The organism is Nocardia sp. NPDC003979, assembly GCF_053605015.1.
In genome coordinates, this window is record NZ_JBSGIJ010000003.1 from 272,950 (window position 1) to 299,262 (window position 26,313).

Consider the following 26,313-nt stretch of genomic DNA (forward strand, 5'->3'; position numbering starts at 1 on the left):
GAGTTCCGTTATGCAGCACGATATCGCTTGGCCCGGGTCCGTTCGCCCAGGTGGGCGCACCGCACGGGTCCGGGAAGCCGTCCTGCAGGTGACCGGCGATCTGCTCGCCGAACGCGGGTTGGCCGGGCTCGATCTGACCGAAGTCGCCGCGACGGCGGGCGTGGGGAAGACCACCGTCTACCGGCGCTGGCGCACACCCGCGGGCCTGGTCGCGGACCTCCTGACCGATATGGCCGAGCAGTCGCTGCCCCGCACCGACACCGGCGCCCTGCTCGACGACCTGACCGCGAACGCTCACCTGGTCGCCAAGACCCTCACCGACCCACGCCAAGGCAACCTGTTCCGGGCCGTGATCGCCGCCGCAACCGTCGACGCCGACACCGCGAACGCGCTGCACGCCTTCTACGACACCCGCCTCGACGAGTGGGCGCCCTGCGTCCACGACGCGGTCGCTCGCGGCGAAGCACCGGCGGGCACGGATGCCCGCGCTGTGCTGTCAGCGGTCTCCGCACCGCTCTACTACCGCCTCCTGGCCAGTGGCGATCCGATCGATCGGGCGGCAGCCGACCGAGCCGCGCGCGCCGCGACCGTGGCGACGATGGCAGGCACCTTCGTCGACGCGGCCTACGCCGACCAACGGTCGTAGGACGCTCGTTCGACCCGCGAGGTCGGGCAAGACAGGCCCGCAACGCCAGGCCCGCGACTCCCACCCCGCAGTGCCAGGCCCGCGACTCCTACCCAGCAGCACCAGGCCCGCGGCTTCCACCTCGCAGCGCTAGGCCGGAGGCTTCCATCCAGCATCACGACCGGTGAGCCCCAACACCCGGTCGAGTGCGGGCGCGTCCTCGGCGACAGCGACGACCGGCCCGAACAACCCGGGCGTCCCCTCCGGATCGGTCTCCCCCAGAAACTCGAGCAGAATCCCCAGATGACCGGGGTCGACCTCGAGCACCTGACCGGTCGACACCGCCAGATCCCACCCGTGGACGACGAGCTCGTCGAGCGCGACCATCGCCATCGCCGCGGCGGGCATCACCACCCCACCGGCTTCGGTCTCACCGTCCCAGGCCTCGGGCACCCGCCATGCCTCGACGAGCGCGTCGAGCTGCGTGGGAATCCTGGTGCGCCAATCGGCGGACAGCTCGTCGTCGACCACGCCGGGTGGCGTGGACCGACCGACGGACTCCTTGGTCGCGGCCTGGCGGAACGCTTCGGTGAGCTCGACAGCATGGCGGATCAAGTCGCGAGCGTCGAGGCCGACGCACGGGGTGGGGGCGGTGAACTGGTCGTCGGTGATCCCGGCGACGACGGTGGCCAGCGAACGGGCGGCCGGGGCGAAATCGAATTGCGGCTCCATACAGAACGAGACGACCCGACGGTGCCGGAATCATCGGTGCGGGTTGCCGAGAACCGGCGAACGGCGCACTCTGGACAGCGCACGACCCGATCAGCGACACCCGTCCGAGGCAACGACGACGACAGAGGAGTACCGATGATCGACTACGACACCGCCCGCCCGCTGGACGAGGTCCCCGAGGCCGATCGCGTGGAACAGGAGCAGTCGGCCTTCCGCGACGATGTCCCCGACGACCCGGCTTTCGTCGACAGCGCCGACTACACCGAGGAGATGGCGGCCCGGGTCGATCAGGACGCCGACCGGGCCAATCCGGCCGATGTGATCGAGCAGAGCATCGAGGTGCCGCTCGACGACGGTGACGCGTTCGTCGACGAGGAGGACGAACTCTAGCCGGCGATCTTGGCGCGCACGGTGGCGTGTAGCTCGCGCAGGCTCGACCGTTCGGTGGCCACCTCGAGCACCCGCATGCCGTGCGCGTCGACGGCGAGTTCCTCCGCGAGTTCGGCGGGATCGACGCCACGATGCGGAAGGCGGTAGGCGGCGCACAGCGCGGCCAGATCCATGCCGTGCGGTGTGCCGAAGACTCGCTCGAACACGCCCGCGTACTGCGGGTCACCCTGTTCGAGCAGCTCGAAGATGCCGCCGCCGTCGTCGTTGGCGACCACGATGGTGAGGTTGCCCGGGCGCGGTTCGCCGCGGCCGATGAGCAGGCCGGACGCGTCGTGCAGGAACGTCAGGTCACCCATGAGGGCGATCGTGCGGCCGGGGTGGGCCAACGCCGCACCCACCGCACCGGAGACGGTGCCATCGATGCCCGCGACGCCACGGTTGGACAGCACCCGCACACCTCGGCGCGGGCTCGACACCAGTGCGGCGTCGCGCACCGGGTTCGATGCGCCGAGCAGCAGCTGATCACCCTCGCGCAGAGCGTCCATGACCACGGCGGCGACGTGCAGGCCGGTGGCTTTGGGGTGGCTCGCCAGCTCGGCGCGGACCACCGCTTCGGCCTGGTCGTTCAGGTCGGCGCAGCGGGCCAGCCATGCCGGGTCCGGGGTTCCGGTGGTGACCGCGCGCGTGCCGGTGCCGACGACATTGCCGGACACATCGGGCCAGCGTGGACCCGTGGTGAGCGCGTACACGGTGACGTTCGGATCGGCGAGCACCCGCGACACCTGCCGGTGCAGCGTGGGCCGGCCGGTGATGATGGCCTGCTTCGGCGCCAGCAGCGACAGCGCGAGCGGATGCAGGGGCGGGCCGTGCATGGGCGCTGTCGGCTCGGCGACCGTCGGCAGCGCCGCGAGCTCGGGGCGCAGACCGGCACCGTGGCCGGAGATGACGACGGTGTCGGGGGTGAGGTCGATGTCGAGGGGCACGTCGAGAGTCGCGTACTGGGTGGCCGTCCACGGCTTGTCACCCTCGCGGCCGACGGGGATCACGTCGTCGGACAGCTCGGGGACCAGGGGCTCGCGCAGCGGGATGTCGAACTGCACCGGTCCCGCGTTGCCGGAGCGGGTACCGCGCGCGGCGGCGAGCACCCGGCACACGGCCGAGCGCCACACGCTGTTCTGCCTCGGGTAGTTCGCCTCACCGGCCTCGGCCTCGGCCAGCCCGAGGCTGATGGTCGCGCGCACCTGGCTACCGAACAGGCCGAGCTGTTCGACGGTCTGGTTGGCGCCGGTGCCGAGCATCTCGTAGGGCCGGTTCGCGCTGACCACGATCAACGGCACCCGCGCGTAGTTCGCCTCGAGCACGGCGGGGGCCAGGTTGGCGACGGCGGTACCGGAGGTCATCACCACCGGGACGGGCCGCCCCGACGACACCGCCAGGCCGATCGCGAGGAATCCCGCGGTGCGCTCATCGATGCGCATGTGCAGCCGCAGCCGACCGGCCGCGTCGGCGGCCTGCAGGGCGAAGGCGAGCGGGGCGTTGCGCGATCCGGGGCACAGCACCACCTCGCGGACGCCGCCGCGCACGAACTCGTCGACGACCACTCGTGCCTGCGCAGTTGACGGATTCACAATCACCAGCCTGTCAGACGGGACGGGGCGCGTCTGCCTCCGGCCCACGTTGGATACGTCACCGCCGGAGCCCGCCGGCACCGTCATGGTGCCGGAGACCAATTCCCCGACGGTTCCGGGCAATTAGCTACCGATGGCTCGAAAGGTATGGCTATTACTATGTTTATCTGTTCGAGATACATCGGTTCGCAAACATGTCGTCAAGACAAAGAAATCCGGCGACGGGGCCGTGGCCCGGTCGCCGGATTTCGTTTCGGCACAAGGGCCGAGGGTGGGATCAGCTCACTCGGCGGGAGCGGTGAGGTCCTTGATGCCGGTGACGGCGTCGACGATGTTGAGGACGGCGGAGGTGAGGCCGTCGATGGCGCCACTGCCCGACTCGAGCACGCTGGAGCCGGCGGCGGGGCCTTCGAGCAGGCCGGCCGAGCCGGTGGACAGCTCGAGCAGCTCGGCGGAACCGCTGGCGGAGCCGCTGTCCTCAGCGTTCGCCATAGCGGCCGGACCGAAGAACATGACGGCGGCGGTAGCGGCGGCACCGGTGGCGGCGAGGGCCTTACGAGAGATCATGTGACCGGACTTCCTTTCGACCTGCGCAATGCAGTCATTTCATCTGTACCCAGCGGAAGATGCGATTTCCGCAGCAAGCAATTCCTCTTTCCGAACCGCTCGAGAGGCACGGTAATCGATTCCGGTCGGCAGTAGCCAATCGTTCGCGGCATCCTCGCGAGCTCCATAATTCACGGCAACCCGCAATTTTCCCGCCGTTTACCGGCGCGGTTATCTCGCTCACAGTCGCGGCGGCGGAATTTACCCGCGACCGGGCGTGGCCGTGGCGGGCGGTTCCCGCGAATCCCCCGGGGTGACAGTGGTCACAGGACATGCGAAAGGCCGGTGCGGTTCGCGTACGAACCACACCGGCCTTCGGTGTGTGCGCCGAAACTCAGCCCGCGTGCTTCTGCACCAGATCGCCGACGCGCGGCAGCGCCTCGATGACGTGCTTCTTGGCCGAACCGCGCATCGAGGAGTACACCTTCTGCAGCGCGGGACGGGTCGACGCCTCGGCACGGGCGTCGGTGACGGCCAGCAGCGACTCGGCGACCTCGTCGGACTTGGCGCTCAGCAGATCGGCGAAGGTGCCGGTGCCCGAGGCGGTGAATTCGGCCCAGTACGGCTGGAGCTGGTCGAGCAGCTTCGGCGCCAGCGAGGCCAGCGCGTCGGGAACGATGGTGGGGCTGATCTTCTTGACCGCCGCGTAACCACCCTTCACGGCCAGGCCGGACGCACCACCTTTGTCCGAGACCTCGGCGTCGAGAACCTCGACGGCGTCAGCAAGGAAAGCCGGACGCTTGGCGTCGTCGAGCAGGGATTCAGACAGTGCTGCAACCACTTTCAGGTTCCTCCGGATCGGTTCGATGAACGAGCAGGCGCAACTATACGCACCCGCGCGCGCGATGCTCGCGCGACCGCTCGACCTGCGGTGTTACCGCCTCGTAGGCTCGCCCCATGCGGTAGGGCAATAATCGGTGTCGTGACTTTCGATCCGAAGCTGTGGCGGCCCGTCCCCGGGTTCGAAGACCTGACCGACATCACCTATCACCGGCACGTCGAACAGGGCACCGTGCGCGTGGCCTTCGACCGGCCCGAGGTGCGCAACGCCTTCCGCCCGCACACCGTCGACGAGCTGTATCGCGCGCTCGACCACGCGCGCATGTCGTCGGACGTGGGTGCGGTGCTGCTCACCGGCAACGGGCCGAGCCCGAAAGACGGTGGCTGGGCGTTCTGTTCCGGCGGCGACCAGCGCATCCGCGGGCGCAGCGGCTACCAGTACGCAGAGGGCGAGACCGCCGACACCGTCGACAAGGCGCGCGCGGGCCGGTTGCACATCCTCGAGGTGCAGCGGCTGATCCGGTTCATGCCCAAGGTGGTGATCGCCCTGGTGAACGGGTGGGCGGCCGGTGGTGGCCACAGCCTGCACGTGGTGTGCGACCTGACGCTGGCCTCGCGCGAGCACGCCCGCTTCAAGCAGACCGACGCCGATGTCGGTTCGTTCGACGGTGGTTACGGCAGCGCGTATCTGGCGAAGATGGTCGGCCAGAAGTTCGCCCGCGAGATCTTCTTCCTCGGCAGGCCGTACACGGCCGAGGAGATGCATCAGATGGGTGCGGTGAACAAGGTCGTCGACCACGACGAGCTCGAGAACGTGGCGTTGGAGTGGACCGCCGACATCAACGGCAAATCGCCGCAGGCTCAGCGCATGCTGAAGTACGCCTTCAACCTGCTCGATGATGGTCTCGTCGGTCAGCAGCTGTTCGCCGGTGAGGCGACCAGGCTGGCATACATGACCGACGAGGCTGTGGAGGGGCGCGACGCCTTCCTGGAGAAGCGCGCGCCCGACTGGACGCCCTACCCCTGGTACTTCTGAGAACGGACGGGCGATGGAGATTCTCAACAGCCGGATCATCGTGCGGCCCAGCGACTATGCGGCCACCCTCGCGTTCTACCGCGACGGGCTCGGTCTCGCGATCGCCAGGGAGTACCCCGGCGGCACGGTGTTCTTCGCCGGGCAGTCGCTGGTGGAGGTCGCCGCGCACGGGGGCAGCGGTCAGCCGGGCACCTTCGACGGTGCGCTGTGGCTGCAGGTGCGCGACGTGTCCGACGCGGCGGCGGAGCTGGCGCTGAAGGGAATTCCCATCGTCCGTGAACCCGTGCTCGAGCCGTGGGGACTGTGGGAGATGCGGGTGGCCGACCCCGACGGCGTACCGATCGTGCTGGTGGAGGTGCCCGCCGAACATCCCATCCGGCGTGACCAGCGCTGGTCGCCGGAGTGAGCCGGGTCGCCCGATTTGCCGATGCGCGCGCGCCCGAGCACGATAACTGGGAGCAAGCGCCCGACCGCCGACGTCCGGACCGCGCAGCGAGTTCTGTCCATCTACTGAATCGCAGACGCTATGCCTGGCTTTTTCCCGCAGAGCAAACCGACCCGTTGGCCGGGTCCTGTCGCCCGCATGACACGATCGATGTCGTGAGGTCGCACAGCTTGCTGTATCCGGAGGTGGTGGCGTGAGCAGAACCCTTCGGACGCTGCAGATGCCCACCGGTTCCGGTGTCGGCGAAGTACTTCCCCATCTGCGGCAAGCCCTCGACGGCAGCGGACCGGCGTGGCTGCCGATCCCGACGACCGATCGTCGCGAGGCACGCCGACTCTCCGACGCGCTCAAACCGGGCGACCCGATCGACGACGACGTCGCGCTCGTCGTGACGACCTCGGGCACCACCGGCATCCCCAAGGGCGCGTTGCTCGGCGCCGAGGCACTGCGGGCCAGCGGAAACGCCACCCACGCGCGCCTCGGCGGGCCCGGCAGCTGGCTGCTCGCCCTGCCGACCCACCACATCGCGGGTATCCAGGTGCTGTTGCGCAGCATCCTCGCGGGCACCGAGCCGACCGTGCTCGACGTGTCGGGCGGATTCCTGCCGGAGGCGCTGGCCGGGGCGGTCGGCGCGATGCGCGGGCCACGCCGCTACACCGCGCTCGTCCCGACCCAGCTCATCAAGTCGCTGGACTCGCCGATCGCGGCCAAGGCGCTCAGCGAGCTCGACGCCGTGCTGGTCGGCGGCGCGGCCACCCCGCCACCGGTGTACGAGCGGGCCCGCGACGCCGGGATCAATGTGGTCCGCACCTACGGCATGAGCGAGACCTGCGGCGGCTGCGTGTACGACGGCGTACCGCTCGACGGCACCCGCGTACGCATCGAGGACGGCCGGGTGGTGCTCGGCGGCGCGATGATCGCGCGCGGGTATCGCAACCTGCCCGACCACCCCGCCTTCGCCGAGCCCGGCTGGTTCCGCACCGAGGACGCGGGTTCGTTCGAAGACGGCAAGCTCGCGATCAGCGGACGACTCGACGAGGCCATCATGACCGGTGGCCTGCTGGTGATCCCGCAGGTGGTGGAGGCCGTGCTGGCCACTCATCCGGGGATCCGGGAATGCATCGTGCTCGGGTTGCCCGACGAACGACTCGGTCAGCGGGTGGCCGTGGCGATCGTGCCGAACGCGGACGCCGCCCCCACGCTGGAGGAGATCCGGGCACACGTCGTCGCCGAGCTCGACTCGATCGCGGCGCCGAGGGAACTCGTGGTGCTCGAGGAGATTCCGCTGCGTGGGCCCGGGAAGCCCGATCGCGCGGCTGTACGGGCACGCCTGCTGGCCGGATAGTCGTCGCGGCCGACGGGTGGGTCCCGACCTGCCGCCATGACACCGGCCCGCATGCCGCGAATTTGTCGGTGCCGGGTTCTAGGCTCACTCTCATGGGCGACTTCGAGGTGAGCAGGCGCGCGACCATCGCCGCCGAGCCGGCACGCATCCGTGGTTTCATCAACGACTTCCGGCAGTGGCGGCTGTGGTCGCCCTGGGAGGATTCCGACCCGCAGCTCGCCCGCACTTACAGCGGTCCCGAATCGGGTATCGGCGCGCGGTACGCGTGGCGCGGCAACCGCAAGGCCGGTGCCGGTGTGATGGAGATCAAAGCCGATGCCGAGCGCGAGATCGGCGTGCAACTGGAGTTCGAGAAGCCGTTCAAGGCAACCAATACCGTCACCTTCTCCCTCGACCCGGTACCCGGCGGCACCGAGGTGACCTGGCGGATGACCGGCACCCACTCGGGCCTGATGGGTGTGCTCGGCAAGGTGTTCCCGATCGACAACATGATCGGCAAGGACTTCGACAAGGGCCTGGCCAGATTGAAGACGGTCGCCGAATCAGCCGGGTCCTGAACACGCGACTAGGCTTCGATTCATGGCTACAGCTGCGGAATGGATCGAAGGCGCCCGGCCGCGGACGCTGCCCAACGCGATCGCCCCGGTGCTGGCGGGCACCGGTGCCGCCGCCTCGATCGACGGCGCCGTCTGGTGGAAAGCACTACTGGCCCTGCTCGTTTCGCTCGCCCTGATCGTCGGGGTGAACTACGCCAACGACTACTCCGACGGAATCCGCGGCACCGACGACGAGCGGGTGGGGCCGCTGCGGCTGGTCGGGTCGAAACTGGCCTCCCCCAGCGCTGTTCGCACCGCCGCCGTGGTGAGCCTCGCGGTGGGGGCCGTCGCCGGGCTCGTGCTCGCCGCGACGACCGCCTGGTGGCTGGTCCTCCTCGGCGCGCTGTGCCTGGCCGGTGCCTGGTTCTACACCGGTGGCAGCAAGCCCTACGGCTACAGCGGTTTCGGTGAGATCGCGGTGTTCGTGTTCTTCGGGTTGATCGCCGTACTCGGCACCCAGTTCGTGCAGGCGGAGCGGGTCGACTGGGTGGGGCTACTGCTCGCGATCGGGGTCGGCGCGTTCTCCAGTGCCGTGCTGGTCGCCAACAACCTGCGTGACATTCCCACCGACACCGAGTCCGGGAAGGTCACCCTCGCCGTGAAACTCGGTGACGCACGCACCCGCACACTGCACCTGGTGCTGCTGGCCGTACCGTTCGTCATCAGTCTCGCGCTGATCGCCCGCACACCGCTGGCGCTGGCCGGACTGCTCGCGATTCCGCTCGCGGTCCGGGCCAACGCCCCCGTGCGTACGGGCAAGGGCGGGCTGGAACTGATTCCCGCCCTGCGCGATTCCGGGCTGGCGCTGCTGGCCTGGTCGGCGCTGAGCGCGCTGGCCGTCGGTTTCGGCTAGTCGCCGTCGGGCACGATGATGCCGAGTACCCAGTTGACCAGCATGATGATGACACCGCCGAGCACCGCTGCCCAGAAACCGTCGACCCGCAGGCCGTAGTCGGTGAGTTCGGTGATCTTGGCGGTGAGCCACAGCATGGCCGCGTTCACCACCAGCAGGAAAAGGCCGAGCGTGAGGATCACGAACGGCAGGGACAGAAGTTTCACGATCGGCTTGATGACGGCGTTCACGGCGGTGAACACGACCGCGACGATGAGGATGACCAGGGCCTTGCCCCAGTTGCCCCACTCGTCGGACCATTCCGGCGGCACGGAAATAGTGATCTTGTCGATCCACGCCGCCGCTGCCCAGATGGCTATGGCGTTGATGACCAACCGTATGGCTAGCTGCATAGACCCATGCTAGGCCCGAAATCGGACATCGCGGTGTGTCCGACGCGGCAAGTTCAGGCGGCGCGGTCGAGCATTCGGTGGATGTCCTCGCGCAGCGTCGCGATGCCGTCGCTGCCGCCGAGCAGATCGGCCTGCGCCGGATCGACGCTGCGGAGAATGCCGAGCAACAGGTGGGCGGTGCCGATCTCGCGGTCCTTGCGGTGCAGTGCCTCGCGCAGGGCGAGCTCGAGGGACTTCTTGGCGGGCGCCGAGAACGGGATGTGGCCCCAGTTGGCACCCTTCACGCGGCCGAAGATCCCGCGCTTGGGTTCGGGTTCGGCCTGATCCCACGCCTGCGGGCCGAAGTTCTCGATGACACTGGCCCGCACCGCGTCGAGGTCGATGCCGATGGAGCGCAGCGCCTCCGCGTCGTCGGCGCCGAGCGGGGATTCGTTCGCCCGTGCGGCGAGCGTGGAGCGCACGCCCTCGGCGGTGATGCCGTCGGCGTCGAGGACCGCGCGCAGCGGCGGCTCGGCGTTGGTCAGCACGCCCAGCAGGACGTGTTCGGGCCCGATTCGCTGGGCGCCCAGTTCCTTGGCCTCTTCCTGAGCCAGGACAACGGCCACCTTGGCGCCTTTGGTGAATCTCTCGAACATCAGCGGGTGCCACCCTTCCGGTTGTGTTTTTGATGCACCGCTTGCTTGCTCACCTCGAGCGCGTCGGCAATCGCCTGCCACGACCAGCCGTTGGCGCGGGCGTTGGCCACCTGGATGGTTTCGAGCCGGTCAGCCAGCCTGCGCAGGGCGAGTACCGCGCGCAGACCGACCGAGGGATCGGGATTGCCCGCCGCGGCGGCGAGCGTGGTTGCATCGGTCATGCTGTCAATTTTGATTGACGAATCGAATGCTGTCAACAAAAATTGACGACCGATGTCAGCTCAATCGGTAGACGAGCTTGGCGAACTGCCCCAGGCGCCCGACCTCGACGAGTCGCAGCCGGTCGGCCAGAATGCGGCGCGGGAGCACGGGCGCGCCGCCACCGAGAGTCACCGGCGCGACGCCGACGATCACCTCGTCGAGCAGCCCGGCATCGGCGAATTGTCCGGCGAGGTCGCCACCACCCATCACCCAGATGTCGCGACCGCCGGCAGCCTTGGTCATCTGCTCGTGGACCGGGCCGACCTCACCCGCGACGAAGCGCACGTTCGCACCGGGCAGCCGGGGCAGCTCCCGGTGGGTGAACACCCAGGTCGGCAGGTCGCCGTACTCGTCGTGCCAGGTTTGCGGCGGGTTGTTGTCCGCCATCCACTCGTAGGTGGTCGACCCGAGACACATGGCACCGACGCCTTCCAGGAAAACGCCGACATCCCCGGTGGCCGGATCGGCATCGGCTACCGCCATCAGCCAATCCAGCGAATTGTCGGGGTCGGCGATGTAGCCGTCGAGACTGGAAGCCGTGTAATAGGTCGTCGTCATGAACACCGATCCTGACAGTGAAACCTGCCATCCACTGTCAAGGTTCGGTATGGGAAATCAGCCGCTCCAGCGACCCGTCGCGGCGAATTCGGCGAGAACCGCGCTCGGTCCGGTCAGGTCGAGGCGCTGACCCTCGACCCAGGCATCGTCGAAGTAGGTACCGGCGTAGCGGTCACCGCCGTCGCACAGCAGGGTGACGACACTGCCGCTGCGTCCGGCGGCGAGCAGTTCGGCGACCAGGTGGAACGCGCCCCACAGATTGGTCCCCGTCGAGCCGCCCACGCGTCGGCCGAGGGCGGTGCTCGCGTGCCGGGTGGCCGCGATCGAGGCCGCGTCGGGCACCACGATCATGCGGTCCACGACCTGACCGATGAACGACGGCTCCACCCGCGGGCGGCCGATTCCCTCGATGCGCGAAGGCATTCCGGTCTCGTACCCGGCGTCGCCGGTCTCGTAACCGCCGTAGAACGCGGAGTTCTCGGGGTCGACGACGGCCAGGCGCGTGGGGTGCCTGCGGTAGCGGATGTAGCGGCCGATCGTCGCGCTCGTGCCACCGGTTCCGGCGCCGACCACGATCCACTCCGGGATCGGATGCTGTTCCAAAGCCAGCTGCTGGAAGATGGATTCGGCGATGTTGTTGTTGCCGCGCCAGTCCGTCGCCCGTTCGGCATGGGTGAACTGGTCCATGAAGTGCCCGCCCGATTCGGCGGCCAGCCGCTTGGCCTCGGAGTACATCTCCGGCGGCCGCTCGACGAAATGGCAACGGCCACCCTGTGCTTCGATCAGCGCGATCTTCTGCGGCGACGTACTCGCCGGCATCACCGCCACGAAATCGAGCCCGAGCAGCTTGGCGAAATACGCCTCGCTCACCGCCGTCGACCCCGACGACGCCTCGACCACCGTCGTCCCCTCGGTGACCCAGCCGTTGCAGATCGCGTACAGGAACAGCGATCTGGCCAGGCGGTGCTTGAGACTGCCCGTGATGTGGGTGGATTCGTCCTTGAGGTACAGCTGCACCGGCCAGTCGGCGGGCAGCGGGTAGCGCAACAGATGGGTGTCGGCGGAACGCTGGGCGTCGGCGTCGATCAGCCGCACCGCGTTGTCGACCCAGTCACGCGGTGCGCTGCGGTCGAGGTACTTCACGCGTCGTCGTCACCCCGCAGACGAGCCCGCAGCTGCGCCTTGTCCTGGCGGCGGCGCTCGTCGACGACGGCGATGTCCTCGTTCACCTTCATGCGCAGTTTCTTGAACAGGGTCAGCGACAGCGGCATCGCGACGATCAGCGCGAACAGGGCCGCTACGATGATCGGCACCTCGACCCCGATGAGCTTGGCGACGCCGACGATCAACGCGGCGATCACCACGACAAGCCCGAGCCGGGCCAGCGTGTAGAGGGCAAGGTTGCGGGCCAGCCGCTTCCCCGCGGAACCTTGCTGACCAGTTGCTTCACTCACCTTGACAGGGTAACCCCGGCGCGCGCGGCCCCGTTCGCGGCATTTGTCTATTACTTCCCCTTTACCAACTGTAGGTGGTTCGACTACGTGGGGGTCGCAGTGCGACGATGGCGCCATCTGATGAGGGAACTGTCGAGAACGGAGAGGTTAGCTATGACTGCGATCACCGTCGGCGGCCAGGACACTCTGCTGACACCAGGCCAAGTGGCCGCAATGTTCCACGTAGACCCGAAGACCGTTACTCGGTGGGCCCATGCGGGCAGGCTCGGTTCGCTGCGCACGCCGGGCGGACACCGCCGATTCCGCGAGTCCGAGGTTCTGCAGCTGCTCAAATCGCTCACCACCGAGGCAGCCCCCCGCTGACCTCACCGGCAGCGCGAGCCGGTTCGGCTCGCGTTTGCCGGGAATTTCCCTTCCGTTGCCGATGTGCACACGGTGCGGACACGGCTACCCTCGATAGCAGGAGGTGAGCGACGTGACGTACCTGTTGGCACTCATCGCGATCGTGGCCATCGCGGTGCTGTGCTGGAAGGCGTTCGGCCCCGAACGCCCGAACCCGAATCCCGGCCCGGCCGCACGCAGGCCGATCCTCGGTCCGGACGACGACCCGGAATTCCTGTGGCGGCTCCGCAAGCAACCGCGCGACGATTCCGGTCCCGAGGCGTGAGCTGACCCACATACCCCCCATTGCGCACGAAACAGCTGGGTAGATAACGTATTCCGGTGATCGATGTGCAGCAGGCTTCCATCCCGACCACTTGGCGCGCGGCCGACGGCAGCGCCGTGACGTTCACCGAGGCGCGGTCGGCGTGGACACGCGCGGCACACGACGTGCTCGCCGCCACCGCGTCGCGCTTCAACAACTTCATCGTCAATACCGAGCTGGCCGAATTGGTGCAGGAAGAGTCCGGTATCCGCACCCAGGTGAAGTGGCAGCACTGGCTGCCGGTCGTGCTCGACCGGGTCGCCGAATACTGTCACAACAACAACGAGCCGCCGCTGAGCGCGCTGTGTGTGCGCCGCAACCAGACCGTGGGCACCGGCTACCGCTACATCCTCGAACTCGCGGGCCTGCCCATTCCCGACGACCTCGAGATGCACGCGGCCGCCGCCCGCTGGCAGTGCTACCAGCACTACGCCACGGACCTCCCCGCCGACGGCGGCCTGCCGACCCTGCCCCCGAAGGTCGCAGCCATCCGGCAGCGCACCTCCCAGGATCTGGCCACCACCGAGGCCGCGGAAGCCGCCGAAGCCAAGCGCACCGCCGCCTCCCGCCCCAGCGTCACCACCCCGAAGCCGGAACCGGTTCGCAAGCCGGTCTGCCTGAACTGCCACGTGGAACTGCCGGCCAACAAGATCTGCTACTACTGCTGATCGCATTGACCACTGCCCGGATGCTCACCCGAGCACCCGGGCACAGTTGTCTCTGGCGCCGCCACGCTTGACCTGAACCTAAGTTGAGCAAATAGCGTCCGAACCTATGAACATGATTCGACCGCCGGTGGTCGAGGACGACACCGTCGATCACACCGCCGATATCGCCGCCATCCGTCAGATCGTCGCCGACACGCAGACCGCGTTCAACACCAACGATGCCGAGTTGATGACGGCACCGTTCGCCGAGAACGCGGTCGTGGGTAATGCGGTCGGCATGGTGCTGCGGGGGCGCGATGCGCTGTTCGACGCCAATCGACGGGGCTTGGCGGGATTTCTCGCCGACGAGTACGTCCGATACGACGTCACCGGCATCACCTTCTTGCGCCCCGACGTCGCTATCGCGCACAAAGAAGCCCGCGCCACTACCGCCGACGGCACACCGATCGACACCGACCCGGCCATGGTCGCCCTGTACGTGCTGGTTAAAGAGAACGATCGGTGGTGGGTGTCGGCCCGCCAGAACACCCTCGTTCCGGCTTCCTGATCGCGGCGCTACACGCCGCTACAGACCGTCTTCATCACCATCACCGGACCCGGCCCGATCTTCGGCGCAGCGGCGATCGCGGCCGCTTCTGCCTCCTCGGCAGTCCGGGCGACCGGGCGGAGAAGCCCACGTCGCGCCCGGACCCGCCTGCCTGCCCTCCGGACCGAACCGGGACGTGACCGAGTCGCCCTCCCAACTGCCCATCGCGAAGTCCCACAGGTCGGGAAGCTCCCCGAGCTCCCGCAGTACGCCCTCGGTATCCTCGCGCAGCACACCGAGCCCAACCGAACTCAGGACAAACCGGGCTCGGTGCCGGTGGCAGTGCCCGACCACGACCTGACAACGGCTCCTCACCGAGACGCCGGGGACGCTCAGGGGCCTTGCCTGAAAGTCAGACGCAGGTCGGCATCCCCATGAGGATGCTCGTGCCGGTGGACAGGCATCGCAGCAGCAGGCCGGGAAGAGCCGCCGAACCTGAATCCGGATCTGCGGAGGCAGTCATCGGGCCGGCCGATCCGGAATCGGTGGCCACCGGGCTCGGGGTCGCGACGGGCGAAGCCGTCGCAGTACCAGCCAGCCCAACACCCAACGAAATCGCAACAGCAGCAACCACACTCAGACGACGCATTTCTTCAACCTCTCGAACACCGATAGATACCGCCGACGGTAATGCCGATGAGCAAAAGTGAAACGCCCCCACTTCCGTGGGCTCGCGTCACACCTCCGCGCGGTCAAGTGCCTCGGCCTCCATCGCCGCGATGAAATCCGCGACGTTCGAGCCATAGATGCCCAGGGATCTGGGTGTCGTTATTCGGTCACTCGGGCTGAGCGGTAGGTCTGGCCCACAACGCGTCACTCGCGGTCAGTTCCACAGTGGGGACGCAACCTCTTTCGAGAACCTCGAGGACCTTGTGGGGATCGCAGCCGTATACCCCGGCACCGAAAGCACAGTTGGCTTCGACGATTGCCCAATCACGTCCCTCGATCAGACCGATGTCGATGACGATCGACGGTGCGACGGGTACTTCGGCGGCCAACTGTTCGATAAACGCCTGAACTGCGGTCACTTCCGATGGCGCAGCAGGCCAGCTGCCGTTCTCGGCGCGGGCGGACTAACCGTTGCGAAGTTAAGGCGACATGGTCGGTACCGCACCGTCTTTGACGAAACAGCCGAATTCCGCGCGCCATTCGACGGGCTCCACCGTGAATACCAGCGTGTCGTCGGGGCACGCTTGCGGCGATGGCAGACCGATCCCGTTGCGATAGACCGCGCCCGCGAAGCCTTTGCGGCCCTCTGCGGGTTTGACGAATACCGGGTCGGCATGGCGGCGAGCCTCACCAAGGGTGGAGATCTGAATCTGTCGCTGCAGTAGGGATTTCGGCAGATCACTGCGGGCATCCCGGAATAGACAGGATCCGGGATGGACCGGCGGCGAGATCCCCGGCTATGGGATGTCGGCCGACTCGATTCAGGATGCTGTCGGGCCGGAGCTCAGTGTTGACGAGCCGAGGCTCAGCAATTGCAGGATGTTCTGGATGAAGTCGCACCCGCCCGGTGCTCCGATCGGGTACTCGACGCACGCGGCAATAGGGGCAACGGGCTGAGTGGCAGCTTGGGCGGAGCCGACCGGTGCCAGCATCAGCGCGCCGACCAACGTAGCCACTGCGAAAGATCTTTTCATCGAGAATCCTTTACTGCGCCGAGTTTCGAACTGCCCACTGCCGAGCAGGCTATTGAGGTGCCGGCGCAATCACGAGACCCCGCTTCCGTGGTCTGTGGCTCGAAGCATCTGTATGAGCGGAATTCTCGGATCAGTCGCAGCAAGCGCAGTCGTGATCGCTCGTACTCGCAACAACGGGTGCCGGACAGCAGGTGTCGCCCCGCCACGCGTCGAGACCTTCCTTGACCGCGATCGCGGCGATGACAAGGCCGGCGATCGGGTCGGCCCACGACCACCCGAACAGGCTGTTGAGCAACAGTCCGACCAGCAGCACCGCCGAAAGATAGGTGCACAGCAGGGTCTGCTTGGAATCGGCGACCGCGGAAGCCGATCCGAGCTCGCGACCGGCGCGGCGCTGGGCCCACGACAGCACCGGCATCACCGCCAGGCTCACCGCCGCCAGCGTGATCCCGATCGGGGAAGGCCGGGCTTCGCCGGCGCCGAGCAACCCACGGATCGAATCGACAGTGACATAGAGAGCCAGGGCGAAGAACGAGAACGCGATGATCCGCAGCGCGATCTTCTCGCGCTTCTCCGGGTCCCGGCCTGCGAACTGCCAAGCGACAGCGGCGGCCGAGGACACCTCGATGATCGAGTCCAGACCGAATCCGATCAGCGCGGCCGACGAAGCGCGAGCGCCCTCGGTCAAGGCGATGACCGCTTCGATGACGTTGTAGGTGATGGTGGCCGCGACGAACCAGCGGATCCGGCGCGCCAGCAAGGCCCGGCGCTGCGTCGAAGCCGCGGACACCGAGGAAGACATCAGCAGCACTCTTGCGCAGCCGAGTCCGGGCAGCAGGCCGGATCCACGGCCAGCACCAGCCCGGTCAGGTCGTCCAGGGCCCGCCCGATGCGCGCGTCGGCTAGCTCATAACGCGAGCGCCGCCCCTCCGGCACCGCGACCACGAGCCCACAACCGCGCAGGCAGGCCAGGTGATTGGACAGGATCTGACGCGACACTCCGATACGTTCGGCCAGGTCCGAGGGGTACGCAGGTGCTTCACGCAGGCTCAGCAAGATCTGCGTGCGAGTGGCATCGGAGAGCGCGTGCCCGAAGCGTGCCAGTGCGTCACGACGAATCAGAGTATCCACACGTCGACAATACATCGAAATCTGTATTCAGAAAATGATGAATCCAGGCAATTCAGCCAGCGATGCGCACGACGACCACGGTCTTGTCATCGTGCCGTTCGCCGCGCCCGGTTCGATTCCGAGCAGGGGCCACCGCGCTCGCGATCGACTGCTCGAGGACGACCGCCGACGGCGACGTTGTGTCGATCGACTCCGCGAGGTCCGAGGCGAGAAAGTCGACATACGCCCCGGCCGACGGCATCGCGGGATCGTGGGCCGTGGCGCCGTCGAGAACGATCACCGCATGGTCGGTGACGACCAGCCGGTCCTCGTCGGAACTAGCGGGCAATTGCGCGGATTCGACGATGATCCCCATGCGGCCACAGCGTGCGGCCGCCGACCAGGGACGCTCAGTTCAACCCGGCGTAGCTGTGCAGACCGCTGATCACCATGTTGATGATGAAAAGGTTGAACAGCATTGCCACGAACCCGGCGATGTTGATCCACGCGGCCTTGGTGTCTCGCCAGCCCGATGTGGCGCGGGCATGGAGGTAGGCCGCGTAGAGAACCCAGGCGATGAAGGAGCAGGTTTCCTTCGGGTCCCAGCCCCAGAAGCGGCCCCAGGCAGCTTCTGCCCAAATCGCACCTAGGATGACGCCCGCGCCGAAGAGGGGGAAGCCGATGATGGTGGTTTTGTAGGCGAGTTGGTCGAGGGTGCGGGCGTCGGGGAGGCGGCGGGCGATGGTGCCGAAGATGTTCGAGGACTCTTCGCCTGCCGGTTGGCGCCTGCGGTAGAGGTAGAGGAGGCTGGCGACGCCCGAGACCAGGAAGACGCCGCTGCCGACGCTCACGATAGTGACGTGGATGGGCAGCCAGAACGAGCGAAGGGCGGGGACGACGGGGGCGGCGTCGGCGTAGAGGACGGTGCCCGCGAGGAACATCAGGATCAGCACGGGGACGAGCAGGAACGCCCACATCGCGCGGAAACGCTGGTCGCGCAGGAAGATCAGGCCGATCACCACGGCGGCCGCGGTGGCCATGGTGGTGAACTCGTACATGTTGCCGAGCGGGAAGCGGTGGGTGGCGAAGCCGCGCAGCACGATCGAGGCGATGTGCAGGACCGCACCCACCGAGAGCACGGAGAACGCCATGTCGCCGAAGCGTTCGGCGCGCGACTTCGCCTCGGGCATCGCGATCCGGCCGGGCAGGGACGGATCGACGGGTCCGTGGTCGCGCGCGGCGACCTGCTTGGCACGAGCCGAGGCGTACTGCACGATCAGCAGCACCGTCGCCAGGGTGTAGACGGCGATCGCCGACATGAACGAATAGTCGCTGTAGCGTGCCAGCGTTTCGTCGATCGGCATCAGAACTCCGCCTCGATGTCGCGTGCGCTCCGCATCACTTCTCCGCTCCCAGCAACCGTGCCCGCAGTCGGTCGAATTCGCCGCCCCAGCCCGCTTGATCGCTTCTGGCGAGGCCGCCCATTTCTACTACGGTTCGTCGTTGATCCACGGTACCTGCCCCGGTGTCGGCGGGGTACGCCCGGATCCAGATCCGGCGTCGTTTCACCAGCAGCGAAACCAGCAGACCGGCCATCATGGTCAGCGCGCTCACCAGCACCCACTGCTGGGCGGGGTCGTGCGAGACCTGCAGATTCACGAACTCCTCGGCGCCGTCGAAGGTCACCTTGGTGCCGTTGGGCAGGGTGGTCGACTCGCCGGGACGCAGGTTGACGCGCGCTTCCTTGGTGAGCCGCCCCTGCTTCACCATCTCCGGGTCCAGCGCGAACAGCGACTGCGAACGGCCGGTGTCGAGGCCGGTGTTGCCCCGGTAGATGTCGACGGCGACGGCCGGATCGTCCATCTTCGGGAACGACGACGTGAGCAGACTGCCGTGGAACATCGCGGTCGGCGCGAACAGGCCTTCGATGGCGATCTGGTTCTGGCGGCGTTCCTCCTCGGTGGCGTACATACCGCCGGGCGGGTCGATGCGCAGCACACCGCTGGACAGGAAGGTCTGGGCGTCGTCGGGACGCCACTGGATGGTCTCGGTGCGGGTCTGCCCGTTCGGGAAGGTGACGGTGAACGTCGGCGCGAAACCGTGCCCCTGCAGGTAGACGCGATCACCGGCGACGCGCAACGGGTGATTCACCCGCAGCTCGGTGCTGCGCCACGTGTCGGTGGTCAGGTCCTCGCCCGCCTGGTAGTCGATGTTCGAGGTGAACATCTCGGCCTGGCCGGTGGGCAGGTAATCGGCCTTGAAGTCCTTGACCTTCACGCACAGCGGGGTCATCCCGGTGCCGTCGTTGACATTGCCCGCGCGGAACGAGTCGAACACCGCGGGCGAGGTGGTGCAGAAACCGGGACCACCGTTGGCGATCACGATGACATTGCCCTCGTACCCGAACAGCTTGCCGAGCGCGATCGCGACCAACAGCCCGACCAGCGACAGATGGAACACGAGGTTGCCGAATTCGCGCAGATACCCCTTCTCGGCGGAGATCGTCATCTCGCCGTCGCGGTTGCCCGGTCGGACCTCGGTACGCCAGCCGCGCAGTTGTTCGCGCGCCTGCTCGATCACGGTGTCGGCGTCACGGTCGACGGTCTCGTCGAAATGATGCGGCAGCCGCCCGAGGTTGCGCGGGGCGGCGACGGGCGGGGTGCGCAGCGCTTTGTAGTGGTCCCAGCAGCGCGGCAGGATGCAGCCGACCAGCGAGATGAACAGCAGCACGTAGATGGCGGTGAACCAGAAACTGCCGAACACGTCGAACAGTTCGAACCGGTCCATCCACGGGCCGAGCGTCGGCCGGTCGGCGATGTACTGGTCGACCTTCTGCGCGTTCAGGCTGCGCTGCGGCAGCAGTGCGCCGGGAATGGCGGCCAGGGCGAGCAGGAACAGCAGAACCAGCGCCGTGCGCATGCTGGTCAGGCCACGCCACGTGTTGCGGACCAGCGCCCAGGCGCGACCGGGAAGCGACTGGCGGGGCGGGGCGGAGGCAGCGGGGGGAGTCAGTGTGTCAGTCATCAGATCGGCAGGGTCACCTCGGAGACGAACCCGTCACGCACCCAGCCGACGAACTGATCCCACGCCCCCGTGACCAGCGCGACGCCGACGGCGACGAGCAGAACACCCCCGATTACCTGAATGGTGCGCGAATTACGCCGCAACCAGCCCACCCCGCGCAGCGCGCCCGCCGACCCGAAGGCCAGCACCACGAACGGCAAGCCGAGGCCGAGGCAGTACGCCACGATCAGCACCACACCGCGTGCGGCGGTGGTGCCCTCGGTACCGGCGGACACCGCCATCACCCCCGACAGCGTCGGGCCGAGACACGGCGTCCAGCCGAGCGCGAACACCCCGCCGAGCAGTGGCGCACCGACGATGCTGGTGAACCGGCGCGGTTCCATCCGCGTATCGCGCTGCAACGCGGGCACCAGGCCGATGAAGACCAGACCCATCAGGATCGTCACCACGCCACCGATGCGCTGCAGCAGTTCACGGTTGACGTTGAGCGTCTGGATCACGCCGAAAACAGTGGCCGTGGCCAGCACGAACACCACCGTGAACCCTGCGACGAACAGCCCGGCGGCACCGGCGACCCGCAGCTTCGCGCTACGGCGCCGCTCGGTGAGCGTGGCGACCTGGGCGGTCGAGGCAGGCGGCGCCTCGGCACCGACCAGGCCGGCAAGATACGACAGGTAGCCGGGCACGAGCGGCACGACACACGGTGAAGCGAACGACACCAGGCCCGCGAGCAGACAGGCACCCAGCGCCAACAGCAACGGTCCCGATGCCGCGGTCTGCTGGAACGAGTCCCCGACTGCGGCGAGAACCATCACTCGGAGGTGTCCTCGTCACGCTGCTCGTCGCGGGGCAACGACAGGGTGCGCTCGGTCTCGGCCGGCTCGACCGGACCGAACTCGAACAGGCCCGCACCGGCGACGCTGCGCGGGACGGTGGCGATGCCCGCCCAACGATCATCGACGGTCCACCCCGCTCCCATGCGGCGGGCACCCTGGCGGGGGCGGCACGCGGTCAGATTTCCGGGACGACGACGACTCACTGCTTCTCCTCGAGGGCGAGTTGCTCGACCACGGGCTGCAGGTCTTCGGCCAGTAGCGAGCGAAGGAAGACCGCGGCGACCCGGTGCTGACGATCCAGGATCAACGTGGTCGGGATAACACTGGTTGGGAAATTTCCGCCGAGGGCGAGCAAGGTTCGCATCGACGGGTCGTAGATGGACGGATACGCGATCTTGTTGTCCACTACGAAGTCCTGGGCTTTGTCACGCTGGTGGTCGCGCACATTGATGCCCAGGAATGCGACGCCCTTGTCCTTGGTCGCCGCGTACACCTTCTCGAGTGCGGGCGACTCGGCGCGGCACGGGCCACACCACTGTCCCCACAGATTCACGACCACGACCTGACCGGGGAAATCGTCGACCGAAACGGTCTTTCCCTCGTTCATCAGGTCGGGCCCCGCGAGCGTTCCGATCGTGCCGCGCGTGGCGGGCGGATCGTATCTGATATCAGTCTTACCACCGGGCGAGACGAATTCGAACGTGCCGCCGCCGGTGGCCACCGCATCGGTACCGGTCGAACAGCCCGCCGCGGCCACGACGACCAGCAGGGCGGACAGGACGGCGGTCAGCGCCCGCAGCCGATGGCCACGGGCGTTACCCGATGCGATGTGAGCAGTCATGCGCCGTGGACCGACGGATCCGACGCGCCGGCGGGTTCGGAATAGACGATGTCGACCAGTGTGTCGCCGTGGTAGACCAGCGAGGTCAGCGAGGCGAGCGAGCACTGGCGGTTGCGCGGATCGTGCCAGAGGCGCTGACCCTGCAGGAAACGGCGCAGCGTCCACACGGGCAACTGATGCGAGACCAGCACCACCTCGTGACCCGCGGCCTCGACGCGCGCCTTGTTCACGGCGGCCAGCATGCGATGCGCGATCTGCAGGTACGGCTCGCCCCACGACGGGGTGAACGGGTCGCGCAGCTTCCACCAGTGCCGCGGCTTGCGCAGCGCGCCGTCACCGACCGACACGCGAAGACCCTCGAAGGTGTTGCCCGCTTCGATGAGGTTCTCGTCGGTTCGCACGAGCAGGTCGTGGGCGGCCGCGATCGGGGCGGCGGTCTCCTGCGCGCGCTGCAACGGCGACGCGATCACCAGGGAGATGTCGTGATCGGACAGCGAACGGGCCACCACGGCGGCCTGCGAACGACCGGTCACCGACAGGCTGAAACCGGGCAGGCGGCCGTAGAGGATGCCGTTGGGGTTGTGCACCTCGCCGTGGCGCAGTACGTGGACGATGGTTTCCACGCTCGACGGATCGTGGTCGAGACCGGGCGGGGCGGCGGCGGGCGCCGGGTTCGGCGCCTCGTCGGCGACGGGGGTGGGGAGTGCGTCGGGCTGGTCGGAGCTCACGCTTGCGATCCTTCGGGGGTGGCGGCCGCGGCCGCGTGGGCGGCGGCGGGCAGAGCGGCGGCGATACGGTCGAACGCGTCCTCGTCGAGCGCCGCGGAGACGAACCATGCCTCGAACGCGCTCGGCGGCGCGTACACACCCGCGTCGAGCAGGGCGTGGAAGAAGGCGGGGTAACGCCAGGTCTGACTCGCCTTGGCGGCGGCATAGTCGGTGACCGGGCGATCGGCGAAGAACACGCTCACCATATTGCCTGCGAACTGCACCTGATGCTCCACCCCGGCTTCGGTGAGCGCTTTCGCGAAGAGTCCGCCGAGCCGATCGGCGTTGCGGTCCAGCGCCGCGTACACCGCGTCGTCGGCCGCGCGCAGCGTCGCCAGGCCCGCCGCGACGGCGACCGGGTTACCCGACAGCGTGCCCGCCTGATAGACCGGGCCGAGGGGGGCGAGGTTGTTCATGATCTCGGCGCGGCCGCCGAACGCGGCGGCGGGCAGGCCACCGCTCATCACCTTGCCGAACGTGTAGAGGTCGCCGGCCACGCCTTCGCGGCCGTACCAACCCGAGGCGCTCACCCGGAAGCCGGTCATGACCTCGTCCATGACGAGCAGAGCGCCGTTGTCGTGTGCCAGCGTGCGCAGGCCCTCGTTGAAGCCGGGCAGCGGGGCGACGGCACCCATGTTGCCCGCGGCGGCTTCGGTGATGACGCAGGCGATCTGACCGGAGTGCGCTTCGAAGGCGGCGGCGACGGCGGCGAGGTCGTTGTAGGGCAGCACGATGGTGTCGGCGGCCTGAGCGCCGGTCACACCCGGCGAGGTCGGCAGGCCGAGCGTCGCCACGCCCGAGCCCGCGTCGGCCAGCAGGGCGTCGACGTGGCCGTGGTAGCAGCCGGAGAACTTGATGATCTTGGAGCGCCCGGTGAAGCCGCGCGCCAGCCGGACCGCGCTCATCGTCGCCTCGGTGCCGGAGTTGACCAGGCGCACCCGCTCCACGGGTTCCACGCGGGCGGCGATGGCCTCGGCCAGTTCGATCTCGGCCTCGGTGGGCGCGCCGAACGACAGTCCGCCGGTGGCGGCCCGCTGCACCGCCTCGACGACGGCGGGGTGGGCGTGTCCGAGGATCATCGGGCCCCACGAACACACCAGGTCGACGTACTCGTTGCCGTCAGCGTCGACGAGGGTGTAGCCGCCGGCCGAGGAGATGAACCGGGGCGTGCCGCCGACCGAATTGAACGCACGGACCGGGGAATTGACACCACCCGGGATCACCGAAGCCGCCCGCTCGAAGAGCTGGGCGGAAATCGGTACCTGCGACGAACTGGCCGTGGTCGCGCGCGGAGAAGAACTCACGAATTCCAGTGTCTCAGCTCGCCTCGGCACGCCGGACGACAGGGTGGAGCACAGTGACCCAGACCGCAGCGACCCACCGACGACACGCCCGACACGCCGCGATGCCGACGGCTACCGCGCCCGGCTACAGCAGGTCGCGGCGCACGTCGGCGTCGAAAGACGTACTAGGTGTACATGCAGGGCACGTCGGCCGAGATGGTGTGCAGCTGACACATGATGCCGTTGTAGATACCGCTCGAACCGGTCTCCGGGGCGAAGCCGCCCGCGGCGGGGTTCGCGACCATCGGGGTGAGCGGCAGACCGGCATCGGCCTGAGCGGGCGCGGCGAGCGCGATCGTGGCGACTGCGGCGCCGACGGCGAATATCCCCGCGGTGAACTTGATCATCGAGTTTCCTCCTGGTGGGCCCGCCTCGACAGACCCGGCATCGGGTGTTCGAATCCCAACGCGCACATCGGAATTCGACTTCCCTCAGACCATCGGACCCGCGGCGCGCAACGCTACACGTCGTTCGCGAGCCGAAAGGATTCGCGCGACCGCGTCGATCAGGAACAACCCGGCGAGGATCACGAGCCCGGTCGACAACGCCAGCATCGGCGGCACGTACCGCACGGCCTCGAAACCGGAATGCTCATCGCTGCCGACGAATTCGGTACTGCGCCGGGCGTTGCCCCAACTGGCGACGGCACCGGCAAGGCAAACGACGGCCAGGCCGAGTTCGACCGACACCGCGACGATCCAGCGTTTCATGCGTGCGATCCTGCCAGGGCCGCGAGCGAGCGCAGGGCCGTGGGTCAGACGACGCTGGGGAGCAGGACAAGGGCGATGGTGGTCAGCCCGAGCAGCACGAGCAGCCCGATCACCAAACAATCGCGCCGCAGACTGTGGGGTTGCTCGATCACCACGCGCATCGTTGCCTCCGCTCCCCTGGCAGCACCATTACTGCCACTGTGTGACAATCCTCACGATACACGGCGGCGAGTCAGCGGCCAATGGGGCCTGTTGTTCATCTCCGGTTCTTCTGGAAGTACCCGACGGAGTCCGGTCGGAAACACAGGTACGCCGCGCCGACGGCGAGCACACCCTGCACGATCGACGTGCCACCACTCACCATCGCGGCCACACCGGTGTCGCCGGAGAAGCTGAACATGGTGGCGACGGCACCGATCCCGAGCCAGACCGCGACCACCGTCAGCACTGTGCGCGCCCAGTTCTTACCGCGCCCCAGCTGATGGGCGATGGCGACGGTGACGCCCGCCAGGAGCACTCCGACGATCGCGGTGAGCACGAAGGCCGCCGTCACCATCAGATCGACGGTCGAGGCGGGGATATTCGGGTCGCTCTTGTGCATCTCGTCGAGGAACTGCTTGCTGAGCTCGTCGCGCTGCCCGGTCATGGCGGCCACGCTCGCGCCCGTGTACACCACACCGAGGGCAGCGACGGCGAACCACAGCTGCTTGGCGGTGCCCACGTCCTCAGGCATCGGACGGGATTCCGGTTTGTTCGGTGGAACGATCACGACAGCCAGTGTGCGGCCTCGGTCGCCCAGTAGGTGAGCACGATGTCCGCGCCCGCCCGCCGGATGCCGACCAGCGATTCCAGCACGGCGGCACGGCGGTCGATCCAGCCGCGCTCGGCGGCGGCGGTGATCATCGCGTACTCGCCCGAGATCTGGTAGGCCGCGACCGGAACGGTCGAACGGTCGGCCACGTCGCGCAGGATGTCGAGGTAGGACATCGCGGGCTTCACCATCACGATGTCGGCGCCCTCGGCGAGGTCGAGATCGAGCTCGCGCAACGACTCACGGCGGTTGGCCGGGTCCTGCTGGTAGGTGCGCCGATCGCCCTCGAGCGACGAACCGACCGCCTCACGGAACGGGCCGTAGAACGCCGAGGCGTACTTGGCGGCATAGGCCAGGATCGCGGTGTCGGTGCGGCCGACGGCGTCGAGGCCGCGCCGGATCGCCCCGACCTGGCCGTCCATCATGCCGCTGGTACCGAGCAGGTCGGCGCCGGCCTCGGCCTGGGCGAGGGCCATCTCCACGTAGCGGTGCAGGGTGGCGTCGTTGTCGACGGCGCCGTCGCTCCCGATCACGCCGCAGTGGCCGTGATCGGTGAATTCGTCGAGGCAGGTGTCGGCCATGACGACGGTCGAGTCACCGACCTCCTCGGCCAGCGCGCGCAAGCCGCGATTGAGGATGCCGTCGGGGTCGCTGGCCTGGCTGCCAGTGGCGTCCTTGTCTTCAGGCAGCGGCACACCGAACAGCATGAGACCGCCCACGCCGGCGGTCACCGCCTCGACGGCGGCCTTGCGCAGCGAGTCGAGCGAGTGCTGGTACACACCGGGCATCGAGCTGATCGCGCGCGGTTCGTCGATCCCGTCGGCCACGAACATCGGCAGCACAAGGTGGCGCGGCTCGAGCGTGGTTTCGGCGACGAGCCGGCGCAATGCGGGTGTCCTGCGCAACCGCCGCGGGCGGTCGAAAGCGGTCAT

36 protein-coding genes and 1 pseudogene are annotated in these 26,313 nt (G+C 68.0%); 11 read left to right on the plus strand and 26 right to left on the minus strand.

From position 1 onward, the window contains the following. Positions 1-10 precede the first annotated feature (10 nt). Positions 11-646, plus strand: coding sequence for a TetR/AcrR family transcriptional regulator C-terminal ligand-binding domain-containing protein (locus ACWEVR_RS07965; RefSeq protein ID WP_452466291.1), 636 nt, complete (start codon positions 11-13; stop codon positions 644-646). 129 nt (positions 647-775) lie between these two features. On the opposite strand, the gene ACWEVR_RS07970 is transcribed toward ACWEVR_RS07965, so the two are convergent. Continuing rightward, complete coding sequence (locus tag ACWEVR_RS07970; protein WP_452466292.1) at positions 776-1,357, minus strand: TIGR03086 family metal-binding protein; 582 nt, start codon at positions 1,355-1,357, stop codon at positions 776-778. Positions 1,358-1,492: 135 nt separating this feature from the next. Here ACWEVR_RS07970 and ACWEVR_RS07975 point away from each other — a divergent pair, with 135 nt between their 5' ends. Continuing rightward, positions 1,493-1,747, plus strand: coding sequence for a hypothetical protein (locus tag ACWEVR_RS07975; protein ID WP_452466293.1), 255 nt, complete (start codon positions 1,493-1,495; stop codon positions 1,745-1,747). On the opposite strand, the gene menD is transcribed toward ACWEVR_RS07975, so the two are convergent. The 3 genes from menD to ACWEVR_RS07990 form a co-directional block, all read right to left on the minus strand. Then, positions 1,744-3,375 (minus strand): 2-succinyl-5-enolpyruvyl-6-hydroxy-3-cyclohexene-1-carboxylic-acid synthase, encoded by a 1,632-nt coding sequence (gene menD, locus ACWEVR_RS07980; RefSeq protein ID WP_452466294.1) that lies wholly within the window; start codon positions 3,373-3,375, stop codon positions 1,744-1,746. The genes ACWEVR_RS07975 and menD overlap by 4 nt on opposite strands. Before the next feature lie 282 nt (positions 3,376-3,657). Next, the gene (locus ACWEVR_RS07985; protein WP_067485012.1) at positions 3,658-3,942 is read right to left on the minus strand and encodes a hypothetical protein; all 285 of its coding nucleotides are present in this window, start codon (positions 3,940-3,942) and stop codon (positions 3,658-3,660) included. Positions 3,943-4,315: 373 nt separating this feature from the next. After that, positions 4,316-4,762, minus strand: a complete 447-nt coding sequence (locus ACWEVR_RS07990) for a DUF6918 family protein (RefSeq protein ID WP_067485009.1) — start codon at positions 4,760-4,762, stop codon at positions 4,316-4,318. A gap of 141 nt (positions 4,763-4,903) precedes the next feature. Here ACWEVR_RS07990 and ACWEVR_RS07995 point away from each other — a divergent pair, with 141 nt between their 5' ends. From ACWEVR_RS07995 to ACWEVR_RS08015, 5 genes are all read left to right on the plus strand, one after another. Continuing rightward, a complete protein-coding gene (locus tag ACWEVR_RS07995) occupies positions 4,904-5,797 on the plus strand; it encodes a 1,4-dihydroxy-2-naphthoyl-CoA synthase (protein WP_067641884.1) in 894 nt (297 codons plus the stop codon). Between the two features lie 13 nt (positions 5,798-5,810). Then, positions 5,811-6,203 (plus strand): VOC family protein, encoded by a 393-nt coding sequence (locus ACWEVR_RS08000; protein WP_452466295.1) that lies wholly within the window; start codon positions 5,811-5,813, stop codon positions 6,201-6,203. Positions 6,204-6,462: 259 nt separating this feature from the next. Then, positions 6,463-7,587 (plus strand): o-succinylbenzoate--CoA ligase, encoded by a 1,125-nt coding sequence (menE, locus tag ACWEVR_RS08005; protein WP_452466527.1) that lies wholly within the window; start codon positions 6,463-6,465, stop codon positions 7,585-7,587. A gap of 92 nt (positions 7,588-7,679) precedes the next feature. Beyond that, a complete protein-coding gene (locus ACWEVR_RS08010) occupies positions 7,680-8,144 on the plus strand; it encodes an SRPBCC family protein (RefSeq protein WP_452466296.1) in 465 nt (154 codons plus the stop codon). Between the two features lie 22 nt (positions 8,145-8,166). Next, positions 8,167-9,036: a 1,4-dihydroxy-2-naphthoate polyprenyltransferase gene (locus ACWEVR_RS08015; protein ID WP_225278533.1), complete on the plus strand. Its 870-nt coding sequence runs from the start codon at positions 8,167-8,169 to the stop codon at positions 9,034-9,036. Here ACWEVR_RS08015 and ACWEVR_RS08020 read toward each other — a convergent pair. Genes ACWEVR_RS08020 through ACWEVR_RS08045 form a run of 6 tightly spaced genes read right to left on the minus strand, consistent with a single transcriptional unit; the run spans position 9,033 to position 12,336 of the window. Beyond that, positions 9,033-9,428 (minus strand): phage holin family protein, encoded by a 396-nt coding sequence (locus tag ACWEVR_RS08020; RefSeq protein ID WP_067641889.1) that lies wholly within the window; start codon positions 9,426-9,428, stop codon positions 9,033-9,035. The genes ACWEVR_RS08015 and ACWEVR_RS08020 overlap by 4 nt on opposite strands. A 53-nt stretch (positions 9,429-9,481) precedes the next feature. Then, positions 9,482-10,063, minus strand: coding sequence for a Clp protease N-terminal domain-containing protein (locus ACWEVR_RS08025; protein WP_452466297.1), 582 nt, complete (start codon positions 10,061-10,063; stop codon positions 9,482-9,484). Then, the gene (locus ACWEVR_RS08030; RefSeq protein WP_067484990.1) at positions 10,063-10,284 is read right to left on the minus strand and encodes a hypothetical protein; all 222 of its coding nucleotides are present in this window, start codon (positions 10,282-10,284) and stop codon (positions 10,063-10,065) included. The genes ACWEVR_RS08025 and ACWEVR_RS08030 overlap by 1 nt, the downstream gene beginning before the upstream one ends. 55 nt (positions 10,285-10,339) lie before the next feature. After that, the gene (locus tag ACWEVR_RS08035; protein ID WP_452466298.1) at positions 10,340-10,882 is read right to left on the minus strand and encodes a dihydrofolate reductase family protein; all 543 of its coding nucleotides are present in this window, start codon (positions 10,880-10,882) and stop codon (positions 10,340-10,342) included. Positions 10,883-10,939: 57 nt separating this feature from the next. Then, positions 10,940-12,025: a PLP-dependent cysteine synthase family protein gene (locus ACWEVR_RS08040; protein ID WP_452466299.1), complete on the minus strand. Its 1,086-nt coding sequence runs from the start codon at positions 12,023-12,025 to the stop codon at positions 10,940-10,942. Beyond that, a complete protein-coding gene (locus tag ACWEVR_RS08045; RefSeq protein ID WP_067641892.1) occupies positions 12,022-12,336 on the minus strand; it encodes a DUF4229 domain-containing protein in 315 nt (104 codons plus the stop codon). Before ACWEVR_RS08045 ends, ACWEVR_RS08040 begins: the two co-directional genes overlap by 4 nt. Positions 12,337-12,489: 153 nt before the next feature. Between ACWEVR_RS08045 and ACWEVR_RS08050 the strand changes: the two genes are divergently transcribed. From ACWEVR_RS08050 to ACWEVR_RS08065, 4 genes are all read left to right on the plus strand, one after another. Further along, entirely contained in the window at positions 12,490-12,699 is a 210-nt protein-coding gene (locus ACWEVR_RS08050; protein ID WP_019049435.1) for a BldC family transcriptional regulator, read from the plus strand. A 112-nt stretch (positions 12,700-12,811) separates the two neighbouring features. After that, entirely contained in the window at positions 12,812-13,003 is a 192-nt protein-coding gene (locus ACWEVR_RS08055) for a hypothetical protein (RefSeq protein WP_452466300.1), read from the plus strand. 56 nt (positions 13,004-13,059) lie between these two features. Continuing rightward, positions 13,060-13,710 (plus strand): hypothetical protein, encoded by a 651-nt coding sequence (locus tag ACWEVR_RS08060; RefSeq protein WP_357399247.1) that lies wholly within the window; start codon positions 13,060-13,062, stop codon positions 13,708-13,710. Between the two features lie 106 nt (positions 13,711-13,816). Next, complete coding sequence (locus tag ACWEVR_RS08065) at positions 13,817-14,257, plus strand: SgcJ/EcaC family oxidoreductase (protein WP_452466301.1); 441 nt, start codon at positions 13,817-13,819, stop codon at positions 14,255-14,257. A gap of 815 nt (positions 14,258-15,072) precedes the next feature. Here ACWEVR_RS08065 and ACWEVR_RS08070 read toward each other — a convergent pair. From ACWEVR_RS08070 to hemB, 16 genes and pseudogenes are all read right to left on the minus strand, one after another. Then, a pseudogene (locus ACWEVR_RS08070) lies at positions 15,073-15,696 on the minus strand (ATP-grasp domain-containing protein). Positions 15,697-15,726: 30 nt separating this feature from the next. Further along, positions 15,727-15,939, minus strand: coding sequence for a hypothetical protein (locus tag ACWEVR_RS08075; protein ID WP_452466302.1), 213 nt, complete (start codon positions 15,937-15,939; stop codon positions 15,727-15,729). A gap of 130 nt (positions 15,940-16,069) precedes the next feature. Next, positions 16,070-16,741 (minus strand): cation transporter, encoded by a 672-nt coding sequence (locus ACWEVR_RS08080; RefSeq protein ID WP_452466303.1) that lies wholly within the window; start codon positions 16,739-16,741, stop codon positions 16,070-16,072. After that, positions 16,741-17,085 carry an ArsR/SmtB family transcription factor gene (locus ACWEVR_RS08085; RefSeq protein WP_452466304.1) on the minus strand — a complete coding sequence of 115 codons (345 nt, stop codon included), beginning with the start codon at positions 17,083-17,085 and terminating at the stop codon, positions 16,741-16,743. Before ACWEVR_RS08085 ends, ACWEVR_RS08080 begins: the two co-directional genes overlap by 1 nt. A 37-nt stretch (positions 17,086-17,122) precedes the next feature. Next, complete coding sequence (locus tag ACWEVR_RS08090) at positions 17,123-17,425, minus strand: hypothetical protein (RefSeq protein ID WP_452466305.1); 303 nt, start codon at positions 17,423-17,425, stop codon at positions 17,123-17,125. A gap of 34 nt (positions 17,426-17,459) precedes the next feature. Then, on the minus strand, positions 17,460-18,413 hold the full coding sequence (ccsB, locus tag ACWEVR_RS08095) for a c-type cytochrome biogenesis protein CcsB (RefSeq protein ID WP_452466306.1): 954 nt from the start codon (positions 18,411-18,413) through the stop codon (positions 17,460-17,462). 34 nt (positions 18,414-18,447) lie between these two features. Beyond that, positions 18,448-20,073, minus strand: coding sequence for a cytochrome c biogenesis protein ResB (resB, locus tag ACWEVR_RS08100; RefSeq protein WP_452466307.1), 1,626 nt, complete (start codon positions 20,071-20,073; stop codon positions 18,448-18,450). Further along, complete coding sequence (locus ACWEVR_RS08105) at positions 20,073-20,885, minus strand: cytochrome c biogenesis CcdA family protein (protein ID WP_452466308.1); 813 nt, start codon at positions 20,883-20,885, stop codon at positions 20,073-20,075. Before ACWEVR_RS08105 ends, resB begins: the two co-directional genes overlap by 1 nt. Next, positions 20,885-21,112 (minus strand): hypothetical protein, encoded by a 228-nt coding sequence (locus ACWEVR_RS08110; protein WP_133733852.1) that lies wholly within the window; start codon positions 21,110-21,112, stop codon positions 20,885-20,887. Before ACWEVR_RS08110 ends, ACWEVR_RS08105 begins: the two co-directional genes overlap by 1 nt. Beyond that, a complete protein-coding gene (locus ACWEVR_RS08115; RefSeq protein ID WP_452466309.1) occupies positions 21,109-21,750 on the minus strand; it encodes a TlpA disulfide reductase family protein in 642 nt (213 codons plus the stop codon). Before ACWEVR_RS08115 ends, ACWEVR_RS08110 begins: the two co-directional genes overlap by 4 nt. Continuing rightward, positions 21,747-22,478, minus strand: a complete 732-nt coding sequence (locus ACWEVR_RS08120) for a histidine phosphatase family protein (protein WP_452466310.1) — start codon at positions 22,476-22,478, stop codon at positions 21,747-21,749. Before ACWEVR_RS08120 ends, ACWEVR_RS08115 begins: the two co-directional genes overlap by 4 nt. Further along, positions 22,475-23,821, minus strand: coding sequence for a glutamate-1-semialdehyde 2,1-aminomutase (hemL, locus tag ACWEVR_RS08125; protein WP_452466311.1), 1,347 nt, complete (start codon positions 23,819-23,821; stop codon positions 22,475-22,477). Before hemL ends, ACWEVR_RS08120 begins: the two co-directional genes overlap by 4 nt. 164 nt (positions 23,822-23,985) lie before the next feature. After that, entirely contained in the window at positions 23,986-24,207 is a 222-nt protein-coding gene (locus ACWEVR_RS08130) for a hypothetical protein (RefSeq protein ID WP_452466312.1), read from the minus strand. 84 nt (positions 24,208-24,291) lie between these two features. Beyond that, positions 24,292-24,570, minus strand: coding sequence for a hypothetical protein (locus ACWEVR_RS08135; protein WP_452466313.1), 279 nt, complete (start codon positions 24,568-24,570; stop codon positions 24,292-24,294). Between the two features lie 256 nt (positions 24,571-24,826). Then, complete coding sequence (locus tag ACWEVR_RS08140; RefSeq protein WP_357148546.1) at positions 24,827-25,339, minus strand: hypothetical protein; 513 nt, start codon at positions 25,337-25,339, stop codon at positions 24,827-24,829. After that, complete coding sequence (hemB, locus tag ACWEVR_RS08145; protein ID WP_452466314.1) at positions 25,336-26,313, minus strand: porphobilinogen synthase; 978 nt, start codon at positions 26,311-26,313, stop codon at positions 25,336-25,338. The genes ACWEVR_RS08140 and hemB overlap by 4 nt, the downstream gene beginning before the upstream one ends.

Coding starts and splice junctions, on each gene's coding strand:
- ACWEVR_RS07965 (WP_452466291.1), top strand. CDS start 11: ATGCAGCACGATATCGCTTGGCCCGGGTCCGTTCGCCCAGGTGGGCGC.
- ACWEVR_RS07970 (WP_452466292.1), bottom strand. CDS start 1,357: ATGGAGCCGCAATTCGATTTCGCCCCGGCCGCCCGTTCGCTGGCCACC.
- ACWEVR_RS07975 (WP_452466293.1), top strand. CDS start 1,493: ATGATCGACTACGACACCGCCCGCCCGCTGGACGAGGTCCCCGAGGCC.
- ACWEVR_RS07985 (WP_067485012.1), bottom strand. CDS start 3,942: ATGATCTCTCGTAAGGCCCTCGCCGCCACCGGTGCCGCCGCTACCGCC.
- ACWEVR_RS08000 (WP_452466295.1), top strand. CDS start 5,811: ATGGAGATTCTCAACAGCCGGATCATCGTGCGGCCCAGCGACTATGCG.
- menE (WP_452466527.1), top strand. CDS start 6,463: ATGCCCACCGGTTCCGGTGTCGGCGAAGTACTTCCCCATCTGCGGCAA.
- ACWEVR_RS08010 (WP_452466296.1), top strand. CDS start 7,680: ATGGGCGACTTCGAGGTGAGCAGGCGCGCGACCATCGCCGCCGAGCCG.
- ACWEVR_RS08015 (WP_225278533.1), top strand. CDS start 8,167: ATGGCTACAGCTGCGGAATGGATCGAAGGCGCCCGGCCGCGGACGCTG.
- ACWEVR_RS08020 (WP_067641889.1), bottom strand. CDS start 9,428: ATGCAGCTAGCCATACGGTTGGTCATCAACGCCATAGCCATCTGGGCA.
- ACWEVR_RS08025 (WP_452466297.1), bottom strand. CDS start 10,063: ATGTTCGAGAGATTCACCAAAGGCGCCAAGGTGGCCGTTGTCCTGGCT.
- ACWEVR_RS08030 (WP_067484990.1), bottom strand. CDS start 10,284: ATGACCGATGCAACCACGCTCGCCGCCGCGGCGGGCAATCCCGATCCC.
- ACWEVR_RS08035 (WP_452466298.1), bottom strand. CDS start 10,882: ATGACGACGACCTATTACACGGCTTCCAGTCTCGACGGCTACATCGCC.
- ACWEVR_RS08050 (WP_019049435.1), top strand. CDS start 12,490: ATGACTGCGATCACCGTCGGCGGCCAGGACACTCTGCTGACACCAGGC.
- ACWEVR_RS08065 (WP_452466301.1), top strand. CDS start 13,817: ATGAACATGATTCGACCGCCGGTGGTCGAGGACGACACCGTCGATCAC.
- ACWEVR_RS08075 (WP_452466302.1), bottom strand. CDS start 15,939: ATGAAAAGATCTTTCGCAGTGGCTACGTTGGTCGGCGCGCTGATGCTG.
- ACWEVR_RS08080 (WP_452466303.1), bottom strand. CDS start 16,741: ATGTCTTCCTCGGTGTCCGCGGCTTCGACGCAGCGCCGGGCCTTGCTG.
- ACWEVR_RS08085 (WP_452466304.1), bottom strand. CDS start 17,085: ATGTATTGTCGACGTGTGGATACTCTGATTCGTCGTGACGCACTGGCA.
- ACWEVR_RS08090 (WP_452466305.1), bottom strand. CDS start 17,425: ATGGGGATCATCGTCGAATCCGCGCAATTGCCCGCTAGTTCCGACGAG.
- ccsB (WP_452466306.1), bottom strand. CDS start 18,413: ATGCCGATCGACGAAACGCTGGCACGCTACAGCGACTATTCGTTCATG.
- resB (WP_452466307.1), bottom strand. CDS start 20,073: ATGACTGACACACTGACTCCCCCCGCTGCCTCCGCCCCGCCCCGCCAG.
- ACWEVR_RS08105 (WP_452466308.1), bottom strand. CDS start 20,885: ATGGTTCTCGCCGCAGTCGGGGACTCGTTCCAGCAGACCGCGGCATCG.
- ACWEVR_RS08115 (WP_452466309.1), bottom strand. CDS start 21,750: ATGACTGCTCACATCGCATCGGGTAACGCCCGTGGCCATCGGCTGCGG.
- ACWEVR_RS08130 (WP_452466312.1), bottom strand. CDS start 24,207: ATGATCAAGTTCACCGCGGGGATATTCGCCGTCGGCGCCGCAGTCGCC.
- ACWEVR_RS08135 (WP_452466313.1), bottom strand. CDS start 24,570: ATGAAACGCTGGATCGTCGCGGTGTCGGTCGAACTCGGCCTGGCCGTC.
- hemB (WP_452466314.1), bottom strand. CDS start 26,313: ATGACCGCTTTCGACCGCCCGCGGCGGTTGCGCAGGACACCCGCATTG.